The sequence below is a fragment of the Bacillus oleivorans genome (genome assembly GCF_900207585.1).
GTDB lineage: Bacteria > Bacillota > Bacilli > Bacillales > JC228 > Bacillus_BF > Bacillus_BF oleivorans.
Genome location: NZ_OAOP01000014.1, coordinates 1 through 26369, shown reverse-complemented (window position 1 = coordinate 26369; position 26369 = coordinate 1). Strand labels below are relative to the sequence as shown.

Genomic DNA, 26369 nt, shown 5'->3' with positions numbered 1-26369 from the left:
CATATCCATGTCTATAATGGGATATGATAGCATTTTTTGCCTTTTATACAGAATACGTTGTTTATACTCAATTTCTGAATACATGCCCTAAATGGATTTAATTGAAACATCCTTGCGGTACAAAGTATTCTGACCGGGTTATCGACGTTGAAGGAGGGTATTGTTGAATGATCGAGATTGAAAAACCAAAAATTGAAACGGTTGAGATCAACGATGACGCTAAGTACGGAAAGTTTGTCGTAGAACCGCTCGAGCGTGGATATGGTACAACTCTAGGGAATTCCCTACGACGTATTCTTTTATCCTCACTCCCAGGTGCTGCCGTCACATCCATTCAGATTGATGGAGTGCTCCATGAGTTTTCAACAATTGAAGGTGTCGTTGAGGATGTCACGACTATTATCTTAAATATCAAGAAGCTTGCGCTTAAAATATATTCTGATGAAGAAAAAACATTAGAAATTGATGCGCAAGGAGAAGGTCCGGTTACAGCCGGAGACATTACACATGATAGTGATGTTGAAATCTTAAACCCAGATCTTCATATTGCTACTCTTTCTAGCAAAGGGCATCTTCGTATGCGTTTATTTGCGAGAAGAGGCCGTGGATATGCAACAGCTGAACAAAATAAAAGAGAAGACCAACCTATTGGTGTAATTCCGATTGATTCGATTTATACACCAGTAGCCCGTGTGTCTTATCAAGTAGAGAACACTCGTGTTGGTCAGATGACGAATTACGATAAATTAACGTTAGATGTTTGGACCGATGGAAGCAATGCACCACATGAGGCTGTGGCTTTAGGGGCAAAGATCCTGACTGAGCATCTTAATATCTTTGTCGGCTTAACAGATGAAGCACAAAATGCAGAAATCATGGTCGAGAAAGAAGAAGATCAAAAAGAAAAAGTTCTTGAAATGACAATTGAAGAACTTGATTTATCTGTTCGTTCATATAACTGTTTAAAACGTGCAGGTATTAATACTGTTCAAGAGTTAGCGAACAAAACCGAAGAGGATATGATGAAAGTCAGAAACCTTGGCCGTAAATCTCTTGAAGAAGTAAAAGCTAAGCTAGAAGATCTTGGCTTAGGACTAAGAAAAGACGACTAAAGAAGCTTGACATACAACATGACCTTTACAAAAAGGAGGGAATCTATATGTCTTACAGAAAACTAGGACGTACAAGCGATCAACGTAAAGCGTTACTTCGTGACCTTACGACTGATTTAATTATTAGTGAACGCATCGAGACAACAGAAGCGCGTGCGAAAGAATTACGTTCTGTTGTTGAGAAGATGATCACACTTGGAAAACGTGGAGATCTTCATGCTCGTCGTCAAGCTGCTGCTTACATTCGCCATGAAGTGGCGAACGAAGAAAGCGGTCAAGACGCAATTCAAAAGTTATTTAGTGAGATCGCACCTCGTTACGAAGAGCGTCAAGGCGGGTACACTCGTATCATGAAACTTGGACCTCGCCGTGGTGACGGAGCGCCAATGGTTATTATCGAATTAGTTTAATAATCAGACTAAAAAGGGCGGGACAGCTAATGATGGTTTGGTCCTGGCCCTTTTTTGTTCTCCATTATGATTAAGGTGTAAACTGGAGCGCTATGATGAAGCTTTTTAAGGTTTTCGTCTAGCTCCTGAGGCAGACACTCCTTGTCTGCCTCCGCCCTTTCTCTTCATTTCCCCATTCATTATTCCTTCCACAAGCCCCCTAAAAATTGAGAAGAGTAGAGATTAGACTAGATTAGAGGAGAGAGTGAGATGAAAGAACTCGTTACCGTTCAAGACCTTTTCTTTCAATATAATTCCCAATCTGCTTATGCTTTAAAGAATATTTCATTACAGGTTTATGAAGGTGAATGGCTAGCTTTAGTCGGACATAACGGGTCCGGGAAATCGACCTTTGCAAAGCTGTTAATGGGGCTTCAACCCTTTAACGATGGCGATATTATTATAGATGGTCTCCCTTTATCCGAAGAAACGGTATGGGACATAAGAAAAAGAATCGGAATGGTTTTCCAAAACCCAGACAATCAATTTGTCGGTGCTACCGTAGAGGATGATGTAGCCTTTACATTAGAAAATAATGGTTTTCCGCGCGAAGAAATGAAAAAAAGAGTAATAGAAGCTCTTAAGCAAGTCAAAATGGATGAATTTTTGAAAGTAGAACCTCACCATCTTTCAGGCGGTCAAAAACAAAGAGTGGCGATTGCGGGGGTGTTAGCCCTGCAGCCAAAATTAATGATTTTGGATGAAGCTACATCCATGCTTGATCCAAGAGGTCGTGAAGAAGTCTTAGAAACTGTACGTCAGTTAAAGAAAAATCAGGATATAACCGTTATATCCATTACTCATGATCTCGAAGAGGCGGCCAAAGCGGATCGGGTTATCGTATTAAACCAGGGCCAGATTTATAGAGAGGGAACGCCAATTGAGATTTTTCAATTGCATGAGGAACTGGTTCAACTAGGACTTGATATTCCGTTTTCAGTTAAGATGAGACAAGCATTGAAGAATCAGGGACTTCCGATCAGTCAAGGTTCTCTATCTGCGGGAGAGTTGGTGAATGAATTATGGACATTATACTCGAACAAGTAGAATACAAGTACCAGCCAGGGACTCCATTTGAAAGGATAGCCATTCATGATATCAACATAGACATCCCATCCGGTACGTTTATGGCGATTATTGGCCACACGGGTTCCGGGAAATCTACGGTATTGCAGCATTTAAATGCGCTTTTAAAGCCGACAAAGGGGAAAGTGAGAATAGGCGACCGGGTGATTGAAGCAGGTATAAAAGAAAGTAATTTAAAGCCGATCCGCCAAAAGGTAGGGATCGTTTTTCAATTTCCGGAGCATCAGCTGTTTGATGAGACAGTTTTAAAGGATGTATGCTTTGGTCCAATGAATTATGGGGTATCAGAACAAGTGGCTGAAGAAAAAGCGATTCGTGCCATCAAGCAGGTTGGATTAACAGAAGATATCCTTAATAAATCCCCGTTTGACCTTTCTGGCGGCCAGATGAGAAGGGTAGCGATAGCTGGGGTATTAGCGATGGAGCCTGATGTAATTGTACTAGATGAACCGACAGCAGGGTTAGACCCGCGTGGCCGCAAAGAAATAATGGAGATGTTTAAAAAACTGCATGAAGAGCGTAATCTCTCAACTGTCCTGGTTACACATAGCATGGAGGATGCCTCCCAATTTGCTGATCAGATTACAGTCATGCATAAAGGGACTGTGATCCGAAAAGGAACACCTGCTGAAATATTTGCATCGCCAGAGGAATTAATCGATTTAGGATTAGATGTACCGGAAGTGGTAAAGTTTCGCTTGCTGGTCGAGGGGAAATTAGGCATCACCTTTCCAAAGCCATCTATGAACATGGAGGAGCTGGCAGTCCAAATAGCGCAGTATGTAAAGGAGGGTTCTTTACATGACTGATAAAATTATTCTCGGCCGTTATATACCAGTTGATTCTCCGCTCCATCGGCTTGATGCGAGGTCTAAAATTATTTTTGTATTTGGATTTATTTTAATCGTATTTTTAGCCAATAATGTAACAACCAATTTAATTCTTCTCCTATTTACAATAGGAGCCGTTCTCATTTCAAATGTGCCATTTAAATTTTTATTGAACGGATTAAAACCAATATTTATCATAATAATCTTTACCTTCCTGCTGCATCTCTTTTTTACAAAAGAAGGAGACCTTATTGCTGATTGGGGCTGGATCAAGATTTATGAAGAGGGAATCAGACAGGGGTTCTTCATTTCACTGCGCTTCATCTATCTGATCTTGATTACCTCTTTATTAACGTTAACGACATCACCGATTACTTTAACGGATGGATTGGAAAGCATATTAAATCCGTTGAAAAAGGTGAGAATGCCCGTTCATGAACTGGCGCTCATGATGTCGATCTCACTCCGCTTCATTCCAACCTTAATGGAAGAAACGGAGAAAATCATGAAAGCTCAAGAAGCAAGAGGTGTAGAGTTTTCCTCTGGCCCGATTAAAGAGAGGATTAAAGCAATTGTTCCTCTTCTTATCCCATTGTTCGTAAGCTCTTTTAAAAGAGCAGAAGAACTGGCTTTAGCGATGGAAGCAAGAGGATATAAGGGTGGAGAAGGCCGAACAAAGTATCGGGAATTAAAGTGGGAGATAAGAGATCATGTCCTAATGACTATCTTTGTTGGATTAACTGCAATTCTATGGTTTTTGCGCTCATAAAGGGGATTTAAAATGCAAAGAATCAAACTTACGATCTCATATGACGGTACAAATTTTAACGGATACCAGGTACAGCCTGACGAACGTACGGTGCAATCTGAGCTTGAAAAAGCATTAGAGCGAATTCATAAAGGCAAGCTGGTGAAAGTAACCGCTTCGGGCAGGACTGACCGGTTTGTACATGCTGTGGGTCAGGTGATACATTTTGATACGGATTTAAGCATTCCGCCAGATAAATGGGGGAGAGCGCTGAATACGCTGCTCCCTGAAGATATATTAGTCCTTGACGCAGAACAGGTTGCCGCTGATTTTCATGCGAGGTTTGATGCGGTTCGAAAGGAATATCGCTATAAAATCAACCTGGGACTATTACCCGATTTATTTAAACGAAACTTCGAATATCATTATCATTATCCATTGGATGTACGGAAAATGAAAAAAGCAGCAGCTTATCTTTTAGGTACCCATGACTTTACTAGTTTTTCATCGGCCAAGTCGGAGGCAGAGGACCGAATCCGTACCATCTATTCCATTGAAATCATCGAAGAAAAAGATGCCATCACCTTTCAATTTGTCGGGAATGGATTTTTATACAATATGGTGAGAATCTTAGTAGGCACATTATTAGAGGTCGGAAATGGAAAGCGGGATCCGGATTCTATTCAAAAATTATTAGAAGCAAAGGATCGAAGACTGGCCGGGAAAACAGCACCTGGGCATGGGTTATATTTGTGGAGAGTAGAGTATTAATTTCTAACTTAACTTTCGCAGGTCGTACTAGGCATGGCGAATTGGCAAAAGGACATATGTTCCGTTATCTGTGACAAAATCGCCAGTTTTCGGAATTAGCGGACACTGGTTCCTTTAATTAGGTTAAAACATGTGATTTTTGCATCATTCACAGCAAATAACGGATTGTATGTCCTAAAATTTTTTAAAACGGGCATTTTTGTGAAAATAACGGAACGTATGTCCGCAAAGAAAATCATCAAGATAATTCCAATTAAGCCCATGGTCTATTCTTGCTGAATTCACCCTGCAAAAGTCGAATTTCACATAAAATGAGGATAAAACCCTTCCACATATTTTACATTTTCTCCTTGACATGAGTGCCTAAGACCAGTATCATATTAAGGTATATGATTATTCCGCGATAAAGCCCCGGAACTCTATCGTGATTGAATAGATTTGATACGTTTAATGAAAAAATTAGACATGAAACTGAAATTAGGAGGGTCATTCATGCGTACAACTTACATGGCGAAAGCAAATGAAGTGGAACGTAAATGGTACGTGGTTGACGCAGAAGGCAAGACACTAGGTCGCTTAGCAAGCGAAGTGGCTTCCATCTTACGCGGAAAAAACAAACCAACTTACACTCCACATGTTGATACAGGCGATCACGTTATTATCGTCAACGCATCTAAAATTGAATTAACTGGGAAAAAGCTAACTGACAAGATCTACTACCGTCACAGCATGCACCCAGGCGGACTAAAAACAAGAACGGCATTAGAAATGCGTACAAACTATGCTGAAAAAATGCTAGAGCTTGCAATCAAAGGAATGCTTCCAAAGACTTCCCTTGGACGCCAAATGTTTAAAAAGCTACACGTATATGCTGGAAGCGAACATCCACACCAAGCTCAAAAACCAGAAGTTTACGAACTTCGCGGATAATCTCAGAAGGAGGGACTACTCAACATGGCACAAGTACAATATTACGGAACAGGCCGTCGTAAAAGTTCTGTTGCCCGCGTACGTCTAGTACCAGGCGAAGGAAAAGTTGTTGTAAACGGTCGTGACGTTGAAGACTATATTCCATTCGCAGCACTTCGTGAAGTGGTGAACCAACCTCTTAATGTTACTGAAACTCTTGGTAGCTACGATGTGTTAGTAAACGTTTCAGGTGGAGGTTATACAGGACAAGCGGGAGCTATCCGTCATGGTATCGCTCGTGCGTTATTGCAAGCTGATCCTGAATACCGCGGACCACTTAAGCGCGCAGGACTATTAACTCGTGACCCACGTATGAAAGAACGTAAAAAATACGGTCTTAAAGGTGCACGTCGCGCGCCACAATTCTCAAAACGTTAATTATTTTCATTCAAGGCTCTCAACCTTTTGGTTGGGGGTCTTTTTTTTGTGTTAATGATGAGTTATCAGCGTGAAATAGGCTTTTACATCAGTAACAAGGACCCAAAATTAACATAATTTGTTGAAGAGAGCATCGTTGTAACTTATGGATTTATGGATGTAAATATGACCGTTCCACTCTCAATTTAGCTTTTGGCATACCAGATAAAAAAAACACAAAGAGGAGGAAGAAAATGCATAATTTTCAAAATGACCTGCAATCGTTAGGAATGGATCAATATCAAGTTAGTGAGTTAATGCCTATAGCTCCAGATGAGCGTGAGTTTGGCGTTTTTGGCGGTCGTTGTGGCGGTCGATGTTTTAACTGTTTCCGTTGTTTTAGCTGCTTTTTCTGCTTTTTCTGCTTTAACTGCTTTAACTGTTTTAGGTGTTTCCGCTGTTCCCGCTGTTCCCGCTGCTGGGGTTGATGATAATTTCAAAAAGAAAAATAGTAAGATCATGAATAGTAAGTTCCCCTGTACCCCAGGGGGCTTTTTTCAATAAAGCATCAGAATTTTAACGCGGCTAAACGGGTATTTTCACTTACCTAACATAATGGACAAATAAAAATACATAAAAATGATAGTGCATAATTAGGAACGAAAAAATGAAGGAGGAGTTGAATGACTAAGCTGAGCTCATACTCACGTCTCAAGGCTAAAAGAGATACATTTTATTTGCCTGATCCACAAGGCGGTGTATATTTTAGAAATAATCTAAGCTCATTCCGTATGCAAGGCAGTACTATCTATCAGTGGATAGAAAGACTGATGCCGTTATTCAACGGGGAGCATTCATTAGAAGAGATAACAAAGGGTTTAACACCACCGTATCGGAACAGGGTATTTGAGATTGGAGAAACGTTGTACAAGAATGGCTTTGTTCGAGACGTCAGCCTGGATCGTCCACATCAATTAAGTAGCAACATTCTCGAACAGTATGCATCACAAGTTGAATTCATTGAGAGTTTTACAGATTCGGGTGCGTACCGTTTTCAAGAGTACCGTCAGGCTAACGTTCTGGCTGTCGGTTCTGGTCCCTTTCTCGTTTCATTGGTTTCTGCGTTAATCGAATCGGGACTTCCTAAATTTCATTTTATGGTAACGGATTCAGTTCCGACAAATCGATTACGGATCAATGAGCTAGTATATAACGCCAACCAATATGACTCTGAGGTGGAGGTCAAAGAGGTACCATTTGAAATAGGAGCTGAGAGAAGCTTTTGGCAAGCAGCTGTGCAGCCATATGATTGGGTACTATATGTCTCTCAGGATGGAAATGTCAGAGAACTTAAGTGTCTAAATATGATTTGTAAAGAGCAGGGAAAGGCATTTCTGCCCGCCATATATTTAGACCACGTTGGGCTTGCAGGTCCATTGTCAAATCCGGAATCTTCAGAGACATGCTGGGAGTCCGCATGGCGACGGATCCATCAATCATCCTTGTTATTTGATCGGCAGCCACAACCTTTTTCCTCCATAGCAGGTTCGATGTTGGCGAATGTCACGGTATTCGAATTTTTTAAGAAGGTTACAGGAGCAGCAGGCTTAAATCAAAGTAACCAAATATACAAACTTGATCTTGAAACGCTGGAAGGAGACTGGATTTCATTCATCCCGCATCCATTGGATAAAAGTGTTTCACCGAGACTGGTGGAAGATTTGGAAATAAAGATAAAACAAAAACAGGGTGAAAAAAACCAACCGAGTACCCTCTTAGAATATTTCAATCAATTAACTTCAGAAGATACAGGGATTTTTCATACTTGGGAGGAACGAGACTTGAAACAGCTTCCACTTTCGCAATTGGTTGTTCAAGCAGTTAATCCAGTATCAGAGGGGCCAGCTGACCTTCTTCCAGAGGTTATCTGTTCTGGATTTACACATGAGGAGGCTAGAAGAAATGCCGGACTGACCGGTATTGAAATGTATGTTTCACAAATGATTAAGATCTTCAGTGATCATCAAGATGAAGCTAATGTTGAAAGATCAATAGGATTTATTGGCATTGGTGCAGGGGAAACAATCGAAGAGGCTATTTGTCGAGGGCTACAAGTATATTTAGATGAAACATTAAGTAACAGAACGGTTAATCAGCTGAATACAAATGTTGGTTTGCAGCTGGAAACAATAGATGATAAACGATGCAGATTTTATTTTAATGCTTTGACTACTTTGAACGGTACACCAACAATCTGCATGAAAGAGGATATACTAGGTTTCCCCGTAATAGCAGTAAGAACGAACGGACAATGGTACACAAGGGCAGGTTTAAATAAAACGTTGGCATTACAAAATGCTTTACAACAAGCGCTTTTGGATACTCAAAACCAGGTGAATTTCATAGTGAGGCAAGAGACAGAGTCAGAGGTTTTTCTTATAGAAGGTGGGGCCAAACTTGAGGTTCCCTCTTGTGATGAAATATCACAATTGGAGCTATTACAGTCTTCCATTAAAGTCTTGGATCGAAACCGATCACGGTTAGTAGTTTATGATCTTTCGTTTGAACCTTTTTTAAAACAGGCACTAGCAGGGGTGTTTGGTGTACAGGTTCGAGAGGAGGAAACGTAATGGCTGCCCATATTTTAATTGACGGACATGGATTATTAGCGGACTTTGTCTATAATCAATTGTCCGGAAGCTATCAAGTAAAGCGCCAGGGAATATTAGAAGAGGTCCCTAAAGAAACAGAATTAGCTCTGGTGCTGAACGATGCCTGGTATCCATCTGTTCACCAAAAAGCGGAGGAAAAATACAGGGAAATAGGAATTCCGTGGCTTCGAGGTTTGGTTTCGTTTGGTGAGGGGATCATTGGTCCTCTTATACGCCCCGATACACCAGGATGTTCACGTTGTGCGGACTTACGGCGCATAATGGCTGGCCCCGATCGCCAAGAGATGTGGGAGTTATATACAAGCATTGGAGGAGAAGAAGGTAGACTGCGAGATGCATGGGCATCACGAACGGGAATATCACAAATGGCAACTTTGATATGTAACGATGTCCAAAGAGTTCTTCAAGGAGAACCGAGCTATGTAGAAGAAAGAGTGTTTATTACGAACCTAAGATCATTAACGATCGCCAGTCACCTTTTCTTGCCTGATCCTTTGTGCCCGCTGTGCAGCTCATTACAAGATGACACAGCGGAATTAGCTTTAATAAAGTTAGAATCTAGTCCTAAAATAAATGAAAGCAGTTACCGCAGCCGTTCGTTAGAGGAATTAAAAACCGTGCTAGTTACAGACTATCTCGACTATCGTACTGGTATCATGAACGGGAAAATGCAAGATTTTAAGCTGCCTTTTGCTGATGTTTTAGTGAACATGCCGTTATTGGGGGGAGATGAGGGAGTTGCGGGAAGGTCTGACTCATATGAAATAAGTGAGCTCACTGCCATTTTAGAGGGGTTGGAGCGTTACTGCGGGATTGAGCCACGAGGCAAAAGAGCGGTAGTTCATGATAGTTATCATAATTTAGACGATCAAGCACTAAATCCTGCCAGTGTTGGATTACATGAAAAAGAACACTATGCTCAGCCTCACTTCCCGTTTAAACCTTATCACCCTGATGAGCCAATGAATTGGGTCTGGGGCTATTCATTCATGCAAGAACGGCCTATTCTGGTTCCAGAGCTACTTGCCTATTACAGTTTGGGCTGCGGGGAGGGCTTTGTTTATGAAACCTCCAACGGGTGTGCATTAGGAGGGAGTTTAGAGGAGGCGATTTTTCATGCCATTATGGAGGTCGTCGAGCGGGATTCATTCTTGTTAACCTGGTACGCGAAACTCCCCCTTCCGCGTCTTGACCTTCGTTCTGCTAACGATAAAGAATTACAGCTAATGGTCGACCGTGTCCTGGAAGTAACGGGATATGACCTTCATTTTTACAATTCGACAATGGAACATGGAATTCCAAGTGTTTGGGCAGTGGCAAAAAACAGAAAATCCAAGGGTCTAAACCTAATTTGTGCAGCCGGAGCTAATCCTGATCCTGTTAGAGCTGTAAAAAGCTCTATTTACGAGCTGGCAGGAATGATGTTTCGGGATGATCAAAAGTTGGAGGAGAACCGGCAGAAATACAAAGGGATGATGAAAGATTCTTTTGCTGTACGCACGATGGAGGATCATGGTATGTTGTATGGTTTAAAAGAAGCAGAGGGCCGACTGAATTTTTTATTGGATGAGGACCGACCTTTACGTACATTTGCTGAGGAATTTAAGCCGGTGCCGAAACATACTGACTTGAAGGATGACCTTCAGGAAATTCTTGAGAAGTTTCGCAAGTTAAACCTCGAGGTCATAGTGGTGGATCAGTCAACACCTGTAACGAAACGGAACGGATTATTTTGTGTAAAAGTATTGATTCCTGGAATGCTGCCAATGACATTTGGACATCACTTTACTCGTGTAAAGGGGCTGAAGAGAGTACTTACGGTACCTGTACAACTAGGGTTTAAAAGTGAGCCATTAGCATATGAACAGCTTAATTTATACCCCCACCCGTTTCCATAATGGAAGAATAGGAGGTAAAGCTTTGGATATAGAAACATTTCTGCATGATCTTCATTTTGACACGGAAAAAGTCTTTCCGCCAAATTGGCAGGTGGATTGGGAAGATGCACCGCTTCCTTACAAGCTGTATCGCGACTTAAAAGAAATACCACTTACTGCTGATGTACCGCTAACATTGAAAGAACGGAAAGCCTATGAAAAACCAAGTCTCGATGAGCTTGGCCATTTCTTATGGTATGTGTACGGCCTTACCCAATATTCTCAAACTCCTTTAGAGGATACAAATGAAAAAGCCGTCCAGTCGTTGCGCAGATTTGTTCCCTCTGGAGGGGGGCTATATCCTAATGAATTATACGTATATGTGAAGCTGGAGGACATTCCGGAGGGAATTTATCATTACGACGTTGCACATCACCGACTCATATTACTGCGAGAAGGAAATTACGATTTTTACTTATCCAGAAGTCTTGGAAATAGATATCATATTTCTGACTGTTTTTGTACCGTTTTTATATCTACGCTGTTTTGGAAAAATTTCTATAAATACAATAATTTTTCCTACAGGCTCCAAGGATTAGATGCAGGGGTTCTAATTGGGCAATTGTTAGAAGTAGCGGGTAAGATAGGACTCTCTTCAAGGGTTTGCTACCAATTTCTTGATACGTCTGTCAATCATATGCTTGGACTTTTAGACCAGGATGAAAGTGTATATGCGGTTATCCCGTTATCAATTCATGGTATTAAAAACAATCCTAATAGAGAAGAAATTGTTTCAGCCGCTGATTTGTGCAGGGAATTGCCAGAGTTGAAGCATGTTTCGTATAACCGTTCCAAGAGAGTCATTGATTTTCCGATACTGAGACAACTTCAGGAAGCATCCATTCTTGAAACAACACAGTCATTTGTAAAGACAAAGGAGAATAGTAGTGTAAAACGTTCCTTAAGTACAGAGACGATCTTGCTGCCATTTACTGAGTCCTTATCGTATGACCTCGCTTCCATTTGCAGGGAGCGGCATTCTCCTGATAACGATTTTGTGTTAGGAAAAGTGAGTCAAACACAACTAGCCTCTTTATTAAAGGAGACATGTTCCTTCTCGTATCAGAATGACCTTGACGACACACAGGGGAAAGTTGACACTCGTGTTTCTTTGTATGGAAGTTTTTATAACGTGGAGGGAGTTCCAGATGGTGCCTACTCTTATAACAATAGCTCTCATGCACTTCAGAAAATAACAGAGGGGGATTATCGGGAGTTTTTACAATTTGGATTAACAATGCCCAATGTGAATCTGTATCAAGTTCCGCTCTGTATGCATATCGTTGGAGACAAAAATCACCTTAAAGAGAAATTGGGGTATAGAGGTTATCGCATTCAGCAAATGGAAGCGGGTATTTTTGTGCAACGGTTGCTCTTGATGTCGGGTGCCTTAGGGATGGGGGGCCACCCACTGCTGGGATTCGATGCGAACCAATCTGATGAACTTTACAAGCTTGATTCAATAGGAAAAACCAGCTTGATTCAAATCCCGGTGGGTCCATACCGTCCCCGTGCATGGCTAAAAGGGAGTTTGCGAAGCTAGCAGAGACAAAAGGATTGCACTAAAAGGCTCTCAGACCAATAGGTTTAGGGTCTTTTTTATTAGGCTCTGTTAAACTTCCCTGAATAAATCTAAAATATCGTGATATTATCGCTGTCATCGGGGGTTTTACCTTAGGGCATAATACTGTTAATTCCATCTTACTTGGCATGTATGATACCGAAGAAAACTCCATTATGTGGGCCATACAGGGTCAGGGAAAATAATGAAACATGTTTTATCTTCTTTCTGGACAATTTAAAAAAGAGGAGGGAATGCCATGGCAAGAAAAAATCGAAATAAAATCCTAGTTCCAGAGGCTCGCCAAGGACTTGATCAGTTAAAGGCTCAAGTAGCGGGAACGAATAATCCTGAACAAGCAAAATTTGAAGCTGCCGCGGAGGCAGGTGTACCTCTAAAACAGGGATACAACGGGAAACTTACTTCTGAACAAGCCGGTAAAGTTGGCGGCAGATTAGGCGGGAGTATGGTAAAGGAACTTGTAAAGATGGCTCAGGAAAACTTGAGTAAAAAACAGTAGCGATATGTTTGTTTTGTTAATAAAAAAAGTTGGGGAGTAAACAAAGTAATCCCCGACGAATTACTTTAAGACTCTCAAACCTTTTGGGTGGGGGTCTTTTTTACTTAAGACAAGTAATTTTGACGATAAAGGACAGAATCCAAAAAAAGACAGTGAAAACGTCCATTATAAGGCTAAACAAGGCAGAATGGGGGAAAGAAAGCAGGGAAAGTGTCCTTTATAAAGCCGATGAACGACAAATCCGGAAAGAAAGCACGCAAACGGTTCTTCATGAGGAAGATGAAAAATACTTTTGATACAAATACAATAAAGGCAAGCATCGAAATGCTTACCTTATTATTGACAATGCGGAAATCGATGAGACTTATTGAATATTCGTTACGCTAAAGATGGCATCCATACAAGCTTATTTAACAGGTAGTTAACCCTTCTGAAAAAGCATGTAACTCTTAGAGCGAATGACCTTAGGTTTGAGATGAACCTTATTAGAATATCCAATATCTATCCCTCCACACTGATTTATAGTGTTAGGTAATAACACTAGGGTTAGTTTGGATTTGCAGCAGATAGATTATGCAAAGCAAGTCTTTCCCTTCTAATTTTTTCTTTGACCTCCTTTATGATTTTGGCGAGGTCGTCCATTTGAGGCAGTTCCTCATACCAGCCTTTTTTACGCAAAACATTTACAAACGGTCTACCTTGATCTGCATAGTAAGCCAAAGAGTGTACTATTGGATATTTATGTTAAAATAAAATAAAGATTTTTGTATTGATGTATTTGTTTTAGATAATAAACGTGTAAAAGGATGCTTTTATGAAAGCAAGCAGGTGCAGAGCATGATAGAGTATTACATTGATGGCTCAACGAAAGATAAAATGGTAGGTGCAGGAGTCGTTAAAGTAAATGAATTTGGCTTTATCGAAAAGCATCATTTCAAAGCAGAGCATATTAACCCCACTTCCAATTTAGCAGAAGGATATGCTCTCGAGAAAACATTTGAAATGATAAAGAAAGATGATATAGGTAAAAATGAAATAATAGATATTTACACCGATTGTAAAAGCCTTTATACATCTTTATTACATAACGAAAATAAAAAGTTTAACAATAGTAATTTTTTTATTAAAGAAGAGACAAATTATTATTTTCAACATATAAGAAATTTATTTATTGAGTTAAATTCAAGACACTCGGATTACCCTGTATACCATTGCATTAAAACATGTACAGCTAGACCACTGATTAAAATATATTTTAAAGATCAGCTTGAAGATAAAAAGTACCTGCAGGCTGCTCATTTATTGAGCAGGGAATATATTAAAGAGGAAACAAAAGTAAATCAGGTAGAGTTAAAGGCCGTTAAAGAAAATAATAAGTGGGTTATTGTGAAAGAAGATGATCAACAAGTTTTGGCAGAAAATAAAAGACCTTTAATCGCTCTATCAGATGCATTAACACAAAAGGATACACATGGTAAACGAATTATACTATGTAGTACATTAGCAGCGATATTAAAATGTACTAATAAAGAAAAGCTTTCAAATGAATCCATAAAATCTGCAATAAAAATAATAGAAAATCACAAATTAGTTGTTTCTTCATAATAAGGAAGTGTAAACAGTGTCCCATCCCAAAAAGAGTAAATACAATAATTTTGCTAATGATTTGCATGCAGACTGTGAAAATTGCTTTGGTTTGTGCTGTGTTGCGTTGCCCTATGCAAAGTCGGCTGATTTTGCTTTTGATAAAAATGGTGGTATCCCTTGTCCAAACTTACAATCGGATTATCGATGTAAGATTCATAGAGATCTTAGAAACAAAGGGTTTCGGGGCTGTGTTGTGTATGAGTGCTTTGGTGCTGGGCAAAAGGTATCTCAAGTTACCTTTAAAGGGAACGATTGGAGGGAACACCCAAACTTAAGCGATGAAATGTTTAAAGTGTTTCCGATTGTGCAGCAGCTTCACGAGATGCTCTATTATTTAAATCAAGCTCTTCAATTAGACCGTGCCCAGTCTATTTTTCAAAAGATACAGGCTGCGTATGAACAGACTGAGCATCTTACTTATCAAAGCCCACATTCTATTTTAGAATTAGATATTTCTTTACACAGAGCTCAAATAAATAATTTACTTCTGCAAACGAGTAAGCTGGTACGGGCTAAAGTTCCAAACAGATCAAAAAAGAAATTGGGTCGAGGAATGGATTTGATTGGGGCCAATTTAAGAGGAGCCAACTTACGAGGTGTTAACTTTAGAGGTGCATTGTTAATTGCAGCTGATCTCACTGGTGCCGATATGAGGTTGACTGATCTGATTGGAGCCGACTTGAGAGACGCTAATTTAAGCGGGGTAAATCTCACGGGAAGCATCTTTCTCACCCAGGCACAATTGAATGCGGCGAAGGGGAATCGAAATACGAAATTACCAGATCACTTAAGAATTCCAGATCATTGGCTATAATTTGCGTATTGGCATCTCTTTAATAAGAGGTGTTTTTTTATTGAATAAAGCGACATAAAATTCAGTGAATTGACGAACTTTGTAATATACTTAAATTCGGGGAGGAAGGAATTGGCATGAAAAATAAAAAACGCATTCATTTATTTACTAGCACGGCCATTGCGGCCACTCTTATTTTTCCAGTAGGTACAGTTCAAGTTTTTGCTAACGAGGTAACAACTGGGGTAACGGAGGAAGCCGAAACAACTGTAGAGCAAGAATCTACAGAGGAAGTAATCTCTTTAGAGGAAGTTAATGATACAGGTGAAGAATCAGCTGTCGAAGAGAGTGTGGAGGAAGAGGTTCTCGAAGAGCCAGAATTAATCCCGGGGGATTTCTTTTATTTTGTTAAATTAATGACGGAAAAAATTCGTCTTGCCTTCACTTTTGATGACTATAAAGAGAGTCAATTATTAGCAGACTTTGCGGCGGAAAGAATTGCAGAGGCCAATGCTTTGATTGCTAAAGGTGAAATAGAAGAAGCAGAGAAAGTTCTTAAAGAAGCAATTTCTATGCATGAAGTTGCTGGAGAAACTTTAAGTGAGACAGACGGAGAATCAAGCACGGAAGAAGAAGCAGATGAATCAGATTCCTCAGCTGAATCAGATGAGGAATCTGAAGGGGAAGAATCTGCAGAAGAGTCTGAAGATACAGTTGAGAGTAAACTTGCCCATAACATTGATGCTTTGTTAGTTGTATTAGAAAAAATTGAAAATCCAAGTGCTCAACAAGCGATCATGAAAAATATCCAAAAGTCGTTTGAAAAAATTGAAAAGAAATCTGAGAAGCTCGCAAAAGCTGAAGCTAAATTTGCTGAAAAAATAAGCAAAATTGAAGAAAAACTAGCAAGCGGCCAAATTTCTGAGGAAGAAGCAGAACGTGAAAAGACAAAGCTCGAAGATGAGTTAAGCAAAAAAGAGGAAAAGATCCAAAATGAAGAAGCGAAAGATGTTGAGAAAATAAACGAGGAAGTATCCAATGAAGTAGAAAAAGCCCTCGAAGAGGAAGAAAAAGAGAAGAAAGAAGCTTTAAAAAAGGCTGAAGAAAAGAAACGCGAAGAAGCTAAAAAAGCTGAGGAAAAAGCCCGGGAAGAAGCTAAAAAAGCCGAAGAAAAGGCTCGGGAAGAAGCTAAAAAAGCTGAAGAAAAACAACGAGAAGATGCCAAAAAGCTAGAAGAAAAGCAAAATGAAGACAAAAAGAAAGAAGAAGATAAAGATGATGATCACGATAAAGAAGACGATGATCAAGATGATGAAGAATAATACGCTGTTTATGAAGGGTGCCTAAAGGGAGGCGCCTCTTTTTTTATGCTTAAAAAGGAAAAGACAAAGTTGTAGAGAATTTAATGATTAAGATTGGGGGAAATGTTGTGCAAACACTATTTGAATATAATTGGCAAGTAAGAGAAGATTGGTACAAATGGTGTGAGGATGTACCAGAAGAAGAGCTTCTTCGTGATCGGACTGGAGGAGTGGGCGGTATCTTACACTCACTTTTCCATATTATTGATGTGGAGTGGAGCTGGATCCGAATTGTTCAAGGGAAGCCAGATTTCCAAGAGAAATTTGAGAACTATCGCAGCCTGGAAAGAGTTCGGGCACTCGATTCTACTTTTAAACCGGAAGTAGTCAATTTTGTACGGAATTGGGACAGCCGTATGGAGAACCGTATTATCCAGAATAACTTAGCGGACGGAACCATCGAAACACTCAGATGGGGAGAGGTTGTACGTCACGTAATTGCCCATGAAATCCATCATATGGGTCAATTATCGGTTTGGTCGAGAGAGCTAGGCAAAAAACCTGTTACGGCTAATTTGCTTTGGCGGGATTTGGGTGTAAGTAAATAGTTTATGACGCGAAACGTTGCTTGAAAATTCCCTCTTTTAATTGAAAAATTTTAAAGTATGAGTCTAATTTTACTTTTCACACACGTCATATTTATTGAAAACGCTAGAGGAGGGATGGGAATTGAATCAAACGCGGGATTTGACCCAAGACTTTGTAGGAGTGACCCGAAATTTAAATAATGAGTTTGAAGAAATGGTTTCGGCCTATGCCGCAGACCTTTGGAATTATTGTAAATATATAACGGGTTCACCTTGGGATGGAGAGGATCTTTTTCAGGAAACGATGATAAAATCGTTCGGTTTACTTCCGCAGCGCTGGAGTGAAGTGACAGACAAGAAAAATTATCTCTTCAGAGTGGCAACTAATACTTGGCTTGATCAATGCAGAAAACTAAAAAGAGAGGTTGGAACCTTAGCGGAGTCCCAAGAACCTATCGTTGATTTTTCTGACAGTCTATTGCTAGAGCAAGCCCTTATTTCTATAACAAACAACTTAACAGCAAAACAAACAGCCGCTTTTCTTCTTGTAGATATTTTTAAATTTAGTGCAGAAGAAACAGCAGGGATTGTACATAGTACCCCTGGTGGTGTATACGCTGCTGTTCAGCGCGCTCGGAAAAGAATCGCATCGATTGATTTTTCAGCTGCCAAAACCGAACCCTTAGCAGCAAAGAAAGACCCAACCATTGCAGCATACTTAGAGGCGTTTAACAAAGGCGATGTGAACGAAATGCTGCGGTTAGTTAGTGATCAGACACAAAACGAGGCATTCCTTGGGTTCCAGGAGTTTTCTAAGGATGAAATGCTGAAAGGATCATTACAATATGGGTTACCGGGATATACCGCTCAGGAAGTGATCCTCTGGGGTAAGCCGGTCATCATAGTAATAGCTCCTGGGGAAAGGGGACCTGAAATCCATGACATTCAATACCATGAAACTGAAAATGGAAAAATTGTAAGTCATAAAAGCTATTTCTTTAGAAAAGAATTTATTTTTGCGGCTGCCAAGGAGCTTGGATTAAAAGCACAGCTCGTCAAACCGCCTTTAGATTGGAGCTAAAAACAAAACACAGGACCTCAGCCGTGACGTCCTGTGTTTTTCAATGGGTTTTATGTGTGGTCTTTTGTATTTTAAATATTGAAAGCGGCCAGCTTAGCTTTAACACGAGTATGCTGGAAAAAACTAAAAATCCGCAAATCATCCAGATCACACCGTCCCAGCCAAACGAGCTGAGGAACAAACCGCCCAGCCAGCCAATGAAGCTAGACCCTGTGTAATAAAACAGCAAGTAAAGCGAAGAAGTGTAGGTTCTAATTTTTGGTGGAGACATTACACCAACCCAGCTGCTGGCAACTGTGTGGCCAGCGAAAAATCCTGAAGCAAATAGAATCAGCCCAAGCATCAGAACTGCAATTTGTTCAGACAAGGTAAGTAAACCGCCTATAACTAGCAATACAATCGAACAGCTTATTAAAGCAGAGCGGGAAAAGCGTTCAGTCAGCTTGCCAAAAAAGACTGAGCTCCACGATCCAGTTAATTGAAATATAAAGAGTAAACCAATCATGGTGTGACTTAATAGAAAAGGAGGGCTCGATAAGGGAAAGCCAATATAATTAAATAATGATACATAAACTCCCATAAATAAAAAGCCAAGGCCATACAAATAAAGGAGTTTTCGATCCTTCAATCCGCTTATCATACCTGCTGCCCAGCTTTGAACTGATAGTGCCGTTTTGCTAAAATGTTTCGATTCAGGCAGATACATCAAAAACAGCAGGCTGCCGGCTAAAGAGAGAATTCCTAAAATGAGGGAGGCCATATGCCAAGAGAAAAAGTCTGTAAATATACTGGCAATTAACCTTCCGAGAAATCCACCAAACGCTGACCCTGCAATATAAATACCAAGAATTCTTCCATAATGGCGCGGCGATATTTCTTCACTTAAATATGTCATAGCGACAGCAGGAAAACCGCTAATTGCTATTCCTTGCAGGACTCTTAAAATAATCAGCGTTTCAAAATTAGGGCTAAACGAAGCTGCGATAGTCAGTATTGATGCAATAAGCAGGGAAGCTCCCATCATTTTTTTACGTCCCCACGCATTTGAAATTACTGAAATAATCAGCATGCTGCAAGCCAATGCAATTGTTGCAAATGAAAGCGAGAAGCTTGCGGTTGACGGTGAAATCGAAAATTCATCAGAAAAAACGGTAATCAATGATTGCGGAAAATATAAAATCGCAAAGGTAACGATACTTCCAATTAACATACTTAAAAAGGTACGGGTGTATTCTTTGGTGCCAAATTCTATAAATGGCATTGATGACATCTCCTTTGGCTTTCTATGCTCAGTGTACGCCGTCTATTTCAATAATGTCTAATATATTATAATTATAAAAATGATACCTTTTTGTAATCGAAGCAGCGAGGAGGCAAACGAGATGGAATGGCAGCAGCTTGAATATTTCCGGGTAGTTGCGAAACAAGAGCATTTTAGAAAATCAGCGGAGCAATTAAACATTTCACAGCCTGCCCTTAGCAGGTCAATCGCCAAATTAGAGGAAGAATTGGGAGTACCGCTTTTTGACCGATCCGGACGTTCCGTTGAGTTAAATAAGTTCGGTCATCATTTTTTAATAAGAGTTGAAAATGCATTAAACGAAATCTCAATGGGAGTAGAAGAAATCAATCATTTGAAAAATCCATATACGGGAACAGTCTCACTCGCTTTTTTACCAACTTTAGGGTTAACCATATTGCCTGATATCATTAGTCATTTTAATAACATGTATCCAGATGTAGAAATACAATTGTTTCAAAGCAAGACGACTGCCAATATTCAGCAGCTTTTAAATCGAGAGGTCGATCTTTGCCTGATTGGTCCTATAAGTCATCATCCCGAAATTGAATGGCATCCATTATTAAAAGAAGAATTATTCGTGTATGTTCCAGCTGGCCATCGTCTTGCGACAAAGTCATCGATTCATTTGAGTGAAATTAAAGAAGATCCGTTTATAAGCTTTAAAAGGGGATTAGGTATGAGGGAAATTACGGATCATTTATTTGAAGAGGCAGGTTTTACACCTGCGATTAAATTTGAAGGAGAGGATGTTTCCACGCTTGCTGGCTTAGTTTCATCCGGGCTTGGAGTCACGATTATTCCAGCATTCCATGGGATTAGCTCTGATAAAATCAAACAACTTTCAATTTCCGAGTCTAAATGCTTCCGGGAAATTGGGATTGCTTGGCTAAAGAGGAGCACTTTATCCCCATCAGCCGCGCTTTTTCGAAGCTATGTGATAGACTGCCACAGCTCTTAAAAACCTCATTATACATGGAAGAAATCATCTATAATGGTGAGTTATTTCGTGCTCTGAAATCCGTATGAGTCACCATAAAACGATGAAGACTATCCATGAGGTGGTCGCAAATGACTGTAATCCACAGCTTTATGCAAAAGCAAAGGGAAAGGGAAATTTCATTAGAAAGAAGCTTGCTCAGAGAGCTTTCGATAGAGTGGTTAAAAAAGAAGACGTTAGAGTGTTTTATCAAAGGAATAGAATCCAATCGATACATTCCCATCTACCAGCTGGAAGAGTGCTGTCAGGATATAGCGATAGAAGCGTATTTACTAGGAGGCCGTTATGGGAAATTTGGTTATTTTGGCGAGACGGTCGAGCAGGTAAAAAGACGCTGCTATGAAGAAGAAAAGTTCCTGATTGATACTCTTTTTCACTATATCGAAATGGAAGGGTTTTTTGAAAATAAATCGATGATTCAAGAATCTCTCTATTTGCAATGTGAACAATTTGTTCATGTTTTTTGGATGGATGGATTTTTAAAATCCGTAAAGAGATATAAGCTAAAACTGAAATGTAAATAAGTTCTAAATCTCCTCCTTGTCCCATATGATGGACTAGAGGGGGAGCGAAAGTGAGAAAAAATGCAAAATGGTTTATTTTTTCTATAGGGATTGTAGTGCTATTTTTTATCATACAATTTGATATCAAAAATGATGAATCATGGGACTCCTGGAATTTGCCTTTAACGGGAAAAATCATTTATTTGGACCCGGGACATGGGGGCGTGGATCCAGGTGCCAGTAAAGAAAATGTGGTGGAAAAAGATATTGCATTAAATATCTCATTAAAACTGAGGGATTTCCTTCAGCAGCAAGGTGCACTTGTTTTGATGACAAGGGAGGAAGATGTTGATCTAGCCGACCCCGAGACTAGGGGATATAGCCGCAGAAAGACAGAAGACCTCCATAAAAGATTAGCTCTTATCAATGAATCAGAAGCGGAGTTCTTTTTAAGTATTCATTTAAATGCATTCCCTTCCTCCAGATGGTCGGGTGCACAAACCTTTTATAGCCCCCGATACAAAGAAAATGAACAAGCTGCAAAATTTATCCAAAGCGAGCTGACCCGTAATCTTGAAAATACGACCAGGAAAGCGAAGGAGATTAACAACGTTTTCTTAATCAAACATGCTGAAAAACCCGGGGTCCTAGTTGAGGTGGGGTTCTTATCGAATTCGATCGAACGGGGGAATCTTCAAAATGAGGCATATCAAGAAATGCTGGCAGCATCTATATATAAAGGAATCCTCCGGTATTTTTCAGAGGTGAATTACGAGGAACCCAAAGACGATTAAACTCGCCCTAAGCTGGCGAGTTTTTATATGAGTAAGATGAATGACCAAACAGGATAAGAGAATAATTGGAAGAGCTATGTTATAATAGCTATATGGAAACGAATACATAAAAGAGGTGGGTTAGACGTGTTAACGGAGGAAAAAGTACGGGCTTTAGTGCAAGAACTAAAAGATCCTTTCTTAAATAAATCACTTCGAGAAACCAATGGTATTACCGAAATCAAAATTAAGGAAGAAAAAAATCACGTCAGTCTTAAAGTAGCAATTGCCAAGACAGGAACGGCCGAGCAATTACAGCTACAAGGAAAGATTGTCGACGTATTAAAACGTTCTGGAGCAGAATCGGTCGGATTACGCTTTACGGAACTGCCTGAAGAAGTTCTTGAGAAATTTAGAGGACAGCTTAAGCGTGCTGGCAGCGGGACTTCATTATTAAATAGCGATACTACTTTTATTGCGATTGCGAGTGGTAAAGGCGGAGTTGGAAAATCAACGGTGTCTGTTAACCTGGCGATTGCCTTAGCCCGATTAGGGAAACGGGTAGGTATTATTGACGCGGATATTTACGGGTTTAGTGTACCGGATATGATGGGGATTCCAAACCGGCCTCAGGTAAAAGGGGATAAGATCATTCCTGTAGACCGTTTTGGAGTCAAAGTTATTTCAATGGCCTTCTTTGTCGAGGACAATGCTCCAGTTATTTGGAGAGGACCAATGCTTGGCAAAATGTTAAATAGCTTCTTTTCGGAAGTAGAATGGGGAGAATTAGATTATTTACTGCTTGATTTACCGCCAGGCACAGGTGATGTGGCACTTGATATTCATACCATGCTGCCATCCTGTAAAGAAATCATAGTAACCACCCCACACCCTACAGCCGCTTTTGTAGCAGCCCGTGCAGGTGCGATGGCATTAAGAACGGAGCATGAAATTATTGGGGTTATCGAGAACATGTCTTACTTCGAAAGTAAAGTGACAGGTGAAAAAGAATATGTATTTGGTAAAGGCGGCGGCGAAAAGCTTTCAGAAGAGCTTCGTGCTCCACTGCTCGGACAGCTTCCTTTAGAACAGCCTGATTGGAATAAAGAAGAATTTGCTCCATCTGTATATGAAGCAGATGAAAGGTTAGGAAAAATTTATCTGGAAATCGCTGAAAAACTAGTCAATCAATTAGAGAAATAAAACGAAAAGGCCATCCTTTCGACGGCCTTTTCGTTTTTTTAACTCTTTATCAAACACAACACTTGGCAAAGGAATGGAGAAGTGATGACGGTTATGCTCCGCCACCGCCTCCTCCGCCATCGCCTCCTCCGCCACCGCCACCGCCAGCAGCCTGGCCGCCACCCTCTTCGCCGCCTTGCTGTTGCTGACCGTCTCCCATTTCTTCAGCCGCTTTTAATAAAACGTCTTGCAGTTTGGCTTTAAATAGAGGACTTTCAAAGGTATCGATGACAACGGTTTGCAGGTGTTGTCTGAATTCCTGGCTTTTTAATAAATCTCCAGTTGCTTTGGCAAGCTCGGGATCCTTTAATACTTCAATCATCATATCCCTGTACTCGGGATCCTTCATTAAATCCTTTAAAAGATTTTCATTTTCCTTTTGCATCGATTTAGCTACTGCCTCTGCAAATTTTGGATCTGCAAAGGCTTTTTTCCAAAAATCCATTCCTTTATCTGAGGTTAAATTCTCTTCTATAGCTTGTGAAACAATTTTTTGATCCATAACAAGCTGAGTCTGCATTTCTTCATCTGTCATAATTTCCTCAAAGGCTTTTTTACCTTCATCCGATTTAAGAATATCGACCATCATTCTTTTCGTCTCTTCATAATCCATTTGACCAGTGTTGGCACCTTGTCCGCCACAGCTCGTTAATAAAAAAAGACAGCTAATAAAAGTAATACCCCATATTTTCTTCATGATGACCGCCTCCCTTTCTATACAGCCATGTATCTATTCTTCTAATGTTGATTATCAAATAATAAGTAGAAGACCATCTATTCATTAATGTAAAACAATGTTCAATTTTTATGCAGTGTAACTTGTGGATTTTTAAAGCTCTCCTTTGGTACAATCAGGTAGTGATAATTTTTGAACGGAGGCCAATGTTGTGACAAGTCGTAATTGGGTACGTTTATTTATAACAACCTTGCTGGTGGGGGGGATGACAGGGATCTTTTCAGGTTTTGCTGCACGATGGACTGATTTCGCCTGGATGTTCTCTCCCATTAATTTCACAGAAATCCTGTGGTCTTCTATTTGGTTATTCGGTATTGGATTAATATATAGTGTCATTAGCCAAATGGGCTTCTTCTCTTATCTCACTATTCACCGGTTTGGATTAGGCATTTTTAAGTCCATACGGCTTTGGAATACGGTACAAATTATTTTAATTGCAGTGGTTATTTTTGACCTCATCTACTTCGATTTTTGGATAGTAGCCGTGATCCTTTTCGTTTATGGCCTCGTGATTGCCTTTTTAAAAGCGAAGCAAACAGATAAAGATACATTTATCTCCGCTTTATTCTTTATCATTGCTGCGACCACAATTGAGTTAATTGCTGTACTGCGTGTGGGGGACGAGAGTTGGATTTATTTTATGATGATTTCACTTTTAGTATGTAATACGTATCAGTTATTAAGATTACCTTACTATTTAAAACGCTCTGAAGCAGAAAGAGAAGCTCGTAAAAATAAAAAAGCGGCTGTTCAAGTTCAAACTGTAAAAAAATAAACTGAATAAAGGCTGTTCTCCAGCATCTCTAATGAGTGAGTGTGCTTGAGGACAGCCTTTACTATTTCATACATCTTATTTAATTTCACTCGATTTTGGCTCAGCATCAGAAATCATTTGCGAAAGCGGGATTATCTCTAGGTTCCTATCCTTAAGGGAACTGATAATGAGAGGAAGAGCAACTGCAGTTTGCTTGGCTGAATCAGAAGCATGAAGAAGAATGATATCTCCCTTTTTCGCTTTTGACACGTTCGCCACAATCGCATCTTTCCCAGGATTCGTCCAATCCTTTGAATCCACACTCCAATGAACAACATCTAAACCATATTGATCGGCAATTTTTAAGAAACGCTCATCAAAATGTCCCGTAGGAGCACGGGCAAATTCTACTTTTTTGATTCCTAGCTTTTTGAACGCAGTAAGAGCATAATTAATGTCCTTACGTATCTCCTCGTCTTTAATTCCTGAATAATCCTTGTAATTAAACCCTAAAATTCCAATCTCATATCCGTTTTTGATTATACGCTCAACCAAATCTGGATGACGTTCAGCCCAGGCACCCGAGAGAAAAAAAGTGGCATTTTTCACTTCTAGCTTTTCTAAGGTGTCTAGGATCGGCTCTGCTTTTTCATCTCCCCATCCAATATTAAAACTCAATACAACGCCCTGATCTCCCCTATAAAAAGCCTTCGGTCCCTGATCAGTTGAAAAAACAGGAACTTGTACATAATTTTGAACAAACAAGAACCATGCCGTAAAGAGAGCAGTAAAAATAATTAGGAGTACATTTTTAAGACGCTTTCCATTTAAGACAAATATAAATCCCATAATCGATTTTCCACCCCTTGTTGACATCTACTATTCAACATATGCTTGGACTTAAGGTTTATGTCCAATTTTTTGGACAGAGTGATTATTCGGCCAATAATTTCAGTGAATTGAAATAAATATTAAAACTTTGGAAATAACTAAATTACGCTCTAATGTATTTCGGGTTTATATAGCCGGCACTTATAAAATTCGATTCTTTTCTTATTTATTTGTTACTCTGACGACGGGGGGAATATATTTGTTTGGAATGTTACTAAGTTCACAAGAACAAAAAGAACTTCAGTATTTAATAAAGAAAGAGATGGATGAGATTTTATTTGATTTAGAGGATGAGCGAATTAGTCATGTGGTAAAGAGATCAATGGAGGAAAGATATAAAATCCTATTCTCGATGTTGCAAAGAGTAGCCCCGAAAAATGAATACATAGCTTACTTGCGTTCGAAAAAATACAAATAATTAAAATATAAATTTACGGTTGACGAAGTGAGCCGTTCCCTGTTATATTAGTAATCGTCGCTGATAACAAGTCAGCAACAAAACATAAAAAAAGTTATTGACATTTACTTGTGTAGAGTGTTAATATATAAAGGTCGCTGTTTTGAAGAGTGACTAACAAAAAAGTGAAAAATACTATTGACGCAGATGAATTTCTGTGATAAGATAGTAATCTTGTTCCTTGAAAACTGAACAAGGAAAAGCGTCAACGTTAATTCTATTTTTTTAAGAGCTATATCAAACACTTTTATGGAGAGTTTGATCCTGGCTCAGGACGAACGCTGGCGGCGTG

The 26369-nt window shown here is 39.8% G+C and carries 27 protein-coding genes; 23 read left to right on the top strand and 4 right to left on the bottom strand.

Annotated features, from left to right (window positions below; all coding sequences use genetic code 11):
• Positions 1 to 167: 167 nt before the first annotated feature.
• The 8 genes from CRO56_RS21435 (at position 168) to rpsI (ending at position 6343) form a co-directional block, all read left to right on the top strand.
• Positions 168 to 1112, top strand: a complete 945-nt coding sequence (locus CRO56_RS21435; protein WP_097160680.1) for a DNA-directed RNA polymerase subunit alpha — start codon at positions 168 to 170, stop codon at positions 1110 to 1112.
• 47 nt (positions 1113 to 1159) lie between these two features.
• A complete protein-coding gene (gene rplQ / locus CRO56_RS21430) occupies positions 1160 to 1522 on the top strand; it encodes a 50S ribosomal protein L17 (protein ID WP_097160679.1) in 363 nt (120 codons plus the stop codon).
• 249 nt (positions 1523 to 1771) lie between these two features.
• Positions 1772 to 2608, top strand: coding sequence for an energy-coupling factor ABC transporter ATP-binding protein (locus CRO56_RS21425; RefSeq protein WP_097160678.1), 837 nt, complete (start codon positions 1772 to 1774; stop codon positions 2606 to 2608).
• Positions 2584 to 3456, top strand: a complete 873-nt coding sequence (locus tag CRO56_RS21420; RefSeq protein WP_097160677.1) for an energy-coupling factor ABC transporter ATP-binding protein — start codon at positions 2584 to 2586, stop codon at positions 3454 to 3456. The genes CRO56_RS21425 and CRO56_RS21420 overlap by 25 nt, the downstream gene beginning before the upstream one ends.
• The gene (locus CRO56_RS21415; RefSeq protein WP_097160676.1) at positions 3449 to 4246 is read left to right on the top strand and encodes an energy-coupling factor transporter transmembrane component T family protein; all 798 of its coding nucleotides are present in this window, start codon (positions 3449 to 3451) and stop codon (positions 4244 to 4246) included. Before CRO56_RS21420 ends, CRO56_RS21415 begins: the two co-directional genes overlap by 8 nt.
• A 12-nt stretch (positions 4247 to 4258) precedes the next feature.
• The gene (gene truA, locus CRO56_RS21410) at positions 4259 to 4996 is read left to right on the top strand and encodes a tRNA pseudouridine(38-40) synthase TruA (RefSeq protein WP_097160675.1); all 738 of its coding nucleotides are present in this window, start codon (positions 4259 to 4261) and stop codon (positions 4994 to 4996) included.
• A gap of 492 nt (positions 4997 to 5488) precedes the next feature.
• Positions 5489 to 5926 (top strand): 50S ribosomal protein L13, encoded by a 438-nt coding sequence (rplM, locus tag CRO56_RS21405; protein ID WP_097160674.1) that lies wholly within the window; start codon positions 5489 to 5491, stop codon positions 5924 to 5926.
• Positions 5927 to 5950: 24 nt separating this feature from the next.
• A complete protein-coding gene (rpsI, locus tag CRO56_RS21400; RefSeq protein WP_097160673.1) occupies positions 5951 to 6343 on the top strand; it encodes a 30S ribosomal protein S9 in 393 nt (130 codons plus the stop codon).
• 293 nt (positions 6344 to 6636) lie between these two features.
• Here the strand turns inward: rpsI and CRO56_RS23095 are convergent, their stop codons facing one another.
• Positions 6637 to 6843 carry a hypothetical protein gene (locus tag CRO56_RS23095; RefSeq protein WP_179714398.1) on the bottom strand — a complete coding sequence of 69 codons (207 nt, stop codon included), beginning with the start codon at positions 6841 to 6843 and terminating at the stop codon, positions 6637 to 6639.
• 162 nt (positions 6844 to 7005) lie between these two features.
• Here CRO56_RS23095 and CRO56_RS21390 point away from each other — a divergent pair, with 162 nt between their 5' ends.
• The 9 genes from CRO56_RS21390 to CRO56_RS21350 all read left to right on the top strand — a co-directional run bounded on the left by CRO56_RS21390 (position 7006) and on the right by CRO56_RS21350 (position 18421).
• Positions 7006 to 8952, top strand: a complete 1947-nt coding sequence (locus CRO56_RS21390; protein WP_097160671.1) for a putative thiazole-containing bacteriocin maturation protein — start codon at positions 7006 to 7008, stop codon at positions 8950 to 8952.
• Complete coding sequence (locus CRO56_RS21385; RefSeq protein ID WP_097160670.1) at positions 8952 to 10892, top strand: TOMM precursor leader peptide-binding protein; 1941 nt, start codon at positions 8952 to 8954, stop codon at positions 10890 to 10892. The genes CRO56_RS21390 and CRO56_RS21385 overlap by 1 nt, the downstream gene beginning before the upstream one ends.
• A 22-nt stretch (positions 10893 to 10914) precedes the next feature.
• Positions 10915 to 12474 carry a SagB family peptide dehydrogenase gene (locus CRO56_RS21380; RefSeq protein WP_097160669.1) on the top strand — a complete coding sequence of 520 codons (1560 nt, stop codon included), beginning with the start codon at positions 10915 to 10917 and terminating at the stop codon, positions 12472 to 12474.
• Between the two features lie 277 nt (positions 12475 to 12751).
• Complete coding sequence (locus tag CRO56_RS21375) at positions 12752 to 13012, top strand: alpha/beta-type small acid-soluble spore protein (RefSeq protein WP_097160668.1); 261 nt, start codon at positions 12752 to 12754, stop codon at positions 13010 to 13012.
• A gap of 837 nt (positions 13013 to 13849) precedes the next feature.
• The gene (locus tag CRO56_RS21370; protein WP_097160667.1) at positions 13850 to 14617 is read left to right on the top strand and encodes a hypothetical protein; all 768 of its coding nucleotides are present in this window, start codon (positions 13850 to 13852) and stop codon (positions 14615 to 14617) included.
• A gap of 16 nt (positions 14618 to 14633) precedes the next feature.
• Positions 14634 to 15473: a pentapeptide repeat-containing protein gene (locus CRO56_RS21365; protein WP_097160666.1), complete on the top strand. Its 840-nt coding sequence runs from the start codon at positions 14634 to 14636 to the stop codon at positions 15471 to 15473.
• 116 nt (positions 15474 to 15589) lie between these two features.
• Entirely contained in the window at positions 15590 to 16774 is a 1185-nt protein-coding gene (locus CRO56_RS23085) for a DUF5667 domain-containing protein (RefSeq protein WP_101541068.1), read from the top strand.
• 107 nt (positions 16775 to 16881) lie between these two features.
• A complete protein-coding gene (locus CRO56_RS21355) occupies positions 16882 to 17361 on the top strand; it encodes a DinB family protein (RefSeq protein WP_097160740.1) in 480 nt (159 codons plus the stop codon).
• A gap of 121 nt (positions 17362 to 17482) precedes the next feature.
• Positions 17483 to 18421 (top strand): RNA polymerase sigma factor, encoded by a 939-nt coding sequence (locus CRO56_RS21350; RefSeq protein ID WP_245856064.1) that lies wholly within the window; start codon positions 17483 to 17485, stop codon positions 18419 to 18421.
• 40 nt (positions 18422 to 18461) lie between these two features.
• On the opposite strand, the gene CRO56_RS21345 is transcribed toward CRO56_RS21350, so the two are convergent.
• Positions 18462 to 19682 (bottom strand): MFS transporter, encoded by a 1221-nt coding sequence (locus CRO56_RS21345; RefSeq protein WP_245856062.1) that lies wholly within the window; start codon positions 19680 to 19682, stop codon positions 18462 to 18464.
• Between the two features lie 121 nt (positions 19683 to 19803).
• Here CRO56_RS21345 and CRO56_RS21340 point away from each other — a divergent pair, with 121 nt between their 5' ends.
• The 4 genes from CRO56_RS21340 (at position 19804) to CRO56_RS21325 (ending at position 23200) form a co-directional block, all read left to right on the top strand.
• Positions 19804 to 20682, top strand: coding sequence for a LysR family transcriptional regulator (locus CRO56_RS21340; RefSeq protein ID WP_179714396.1), 879 nt, complete (start codon positions 19804 to 19806; stop codon positions 20680 to 20682).
• A 110-nt stretch (positions 20683 to 20792) separates the two neighbouring features.
• The gene (locus CRO56_RS21335) at positions 20793 to 21245 is read left to right on the top strand and encodes a DUF2521 family protein (protein WP_097160664.1); all 453 of its coding nucleotides are present in this window, start codon (positions 20793 to 20795) and stop codon (positions 21243 to 21245) included.
• Positions 21246 to 21295: 50 nt separating this feature from the next.
• Positions 21296 to 22018, top strand: a complete 723-nt coding sequence (gene cwlD, locus CRO56_RS21330) for an N-acetylmuramoyl-L-alanine amidase CwlD (RefSeq protein ID WP_097160663.1) — start codon at positions 21296 to 21298, stop codon at positions 22016 to 22018.
• 126 nt (positions 22019 to 22144) lie between these two features.
• Positions 22145 to 23200: an Mrp/NBP35 family ATP-binding protein gene (locus CRO56_RS21325; protein WP_097160662.1), complete on the top strand. Its 1056-nt coding sequence runs from the start codon at positions 22145 to 22147 to the stop codon at positions 23198 to 23200.
• Between the two features lie 91 nt (positions 23201 to 23291).
• On the opposite strand, the gene gerD is transcribed toward CRO56_RS21325, so the two are convergent.
• The gene (gerD, locus tag CRO56_RS21320; RefSeq protein WP_097160661.1) at positions 23292 to 23936 is read right to left on the bottom strand and encodes a spore germination lipoprotein GerD; all 645 of its coding nucleotides are present in this window, start codon (positions 23934 to 23936) and stop codon (positions 23292 to 23294) included.
• 190 nt (positions 23937 to 24126) lie between these two features.
• Here gerD and CRO56_RS21315 point away from each other — a divergent pair, with 190 nt between their 5' ends.
• On the top strand, positions 24127 to 24750 hold the full coding sequence (locus tag CRO56_RS21315; protein ID WP_097160660.1) for a KinB-signaling pathway activation protein: 624 nt from the start codon (positions 24127 to 24129) through the stop codon (positions 24748 to 24750).
• 75 nt (positions 24751 to 24825) lie between these two features.
• Here CRO56_RS21315 and CRO56_RS21310 read toward each other — a convergent pair whose 3' ends face one another.
• Positions 24826 to 25578, bottom strand: a complete 753-nt coding sequence (locus tag CRO56_RS21310; RefSeq protein ID WP_097160659.1) for a polysaccharide deacetylase family protein — start codon at positions 25576 to 25578, stop codon at positions 24826 to 24828.
• 241 nt (positions 25579 to 25819) lie between these two features.
• Between CRO56_RS21310 and CRO56_RS21305 the strand changes: the two genes are divergently transcribed.
• Positions 25820 to 26038 (top strand): hypothetical protein, encoded by a 219-nt coding sequence (locus CRO56_RS21305; protein ID WP_097160658.1) that lies wholly within the window; start codon positions 25820 to 25822, stop codon positions 26036 to 26038.
• The last annotated feature ends 331 nt before the right edge of the window (positions 26039 to 26369 follow it).

Bases quoted from the DNA above. Each gene is read 5' to 3' on its own strand.
- CRO56_RS21435 (WP_097160680.1), top strand. From the start codon at position 168: ATGATCGAGATTGAAAAACCAAAAATTGAAACGGTTGAGATCAACGAT.
- rplQ (WP_097160679.1), top strand. From the start codon at position 1,160: ATGTCTTACAGAAAACTAGGACGTACAAGCGATCAACGTAAAGCGTTA.
- CRO56_RS21425 (WP_097160678.1), top strand. From the start codon at position 1,772: ATGAAAGAACTCGTTACCGTTCAAGACCTTTTCTTTCAATATAATTCC.
- CRO56_RS21420 (WP_097160677.1), top strand. From the start codon at position 2,584: ATGGACATTATACTCGAACAAGTAGAATACAAGTACCAGCCAGGGACT.
- CRO56_RS21415 (WP_097160676.1), top strand. From the start codon at position 3,449: ATGACTGATAAAATTATTCTCGGCCGTTATATACCAGTTGATTCTCCG.
- truA (WP_097160675.1), top strand. From the start codon at position 4,259: ATGCAAAGAATCAAACTTACGATCTCATATGACGGTACAAATTTTAAC.
- rplM (WP_097160674.1), top strand. From the start codon at position 5,489: ATGCGTACAACTTACATGGCGAAAGCAAATGAAGTGGAACGTAAATGG.
- rpsI (WP_097160673.1), top strand. From the start codon at position 5,951: ATGGCACAAGTACAATATTACGGAACAGGCCGTCGTAAAAGTTCTGTT.
- CRO56_RS23095 (WP_179714398.1), bottom strand. From the start codon at position 6,843: ATGATCTTACTATTTTTCTTTTTGAAATTATCATCAACCCCAGCAGCG.
- CRO56_RS21390 (WP_097160671.1), top strand. From the start codon at position 7,006: ATGACTAAGCTGAGCTCATACTCACGTCTCAAGGCTAAAAGAGATACA.
- CRO56_RS21385 (WP_097160670.1), top strand. From the start codon at position 8,952: ATGGCTGCCCATATTTTAATTGACGGACATGGATTATTAGCGGACTTT.
- CRO56_RS21375 (WP_097160668.1), top strand. From the start codon at position 12,752: ATGGCAAGAAAAAATCGAAATAAAATCCTAGTTCCAGAGGCTCGCCAA.
- CRO56_RS21370 (WP_097160667.1), top strand. From the start codon at position 13,850: ATGATAGAGTATTACATTGATGGCTCAACGAAAGATAAAATGGTAGGT.
- CRO56_RS23085 (WP_101541068.1), top strand. From the start codon at position 15,590: ATGAAAAATAAAAAACGCATTCATTTATTTACTAGCACGGCCATTGCG.
- CRO56_RS21345 (WP_245856062.1), bottom strand. From the start codon at position 19,682: ATGCCATTTATAGAATTTGGCACCAAAGAATACACCCGTACCTTTTTA.
- CRO56_RS21340 (WP_179714396.1), top strand. From the start codon at position 19,804: ATGGAATGGCAGCAGCTTGAATATTTCCGGGTAGTTGCGAAACAAGAG.
- CRO56_RS21335 (WP_097160664.1), top strand. From the start codon at position 20,793: ATGACTGTAATCCACAGCTTTATGCAAAAGCAAAGGGAAAGGGAAATT.
- gerD (WP_097160661.1), bottom strand. From the start codon at position 23,936: ATGAAGAAAATATGGGGTATTACTTTTATTAGCTGTCTTTTTTTATTA.
- CRO56_RS21310 (WP_097160659.1), bottom strand. From the start codon at position 25,578: ATGGGATTTATATTTGTCTTAAATGGAAAGCGTCTTAAAAATGTACTC.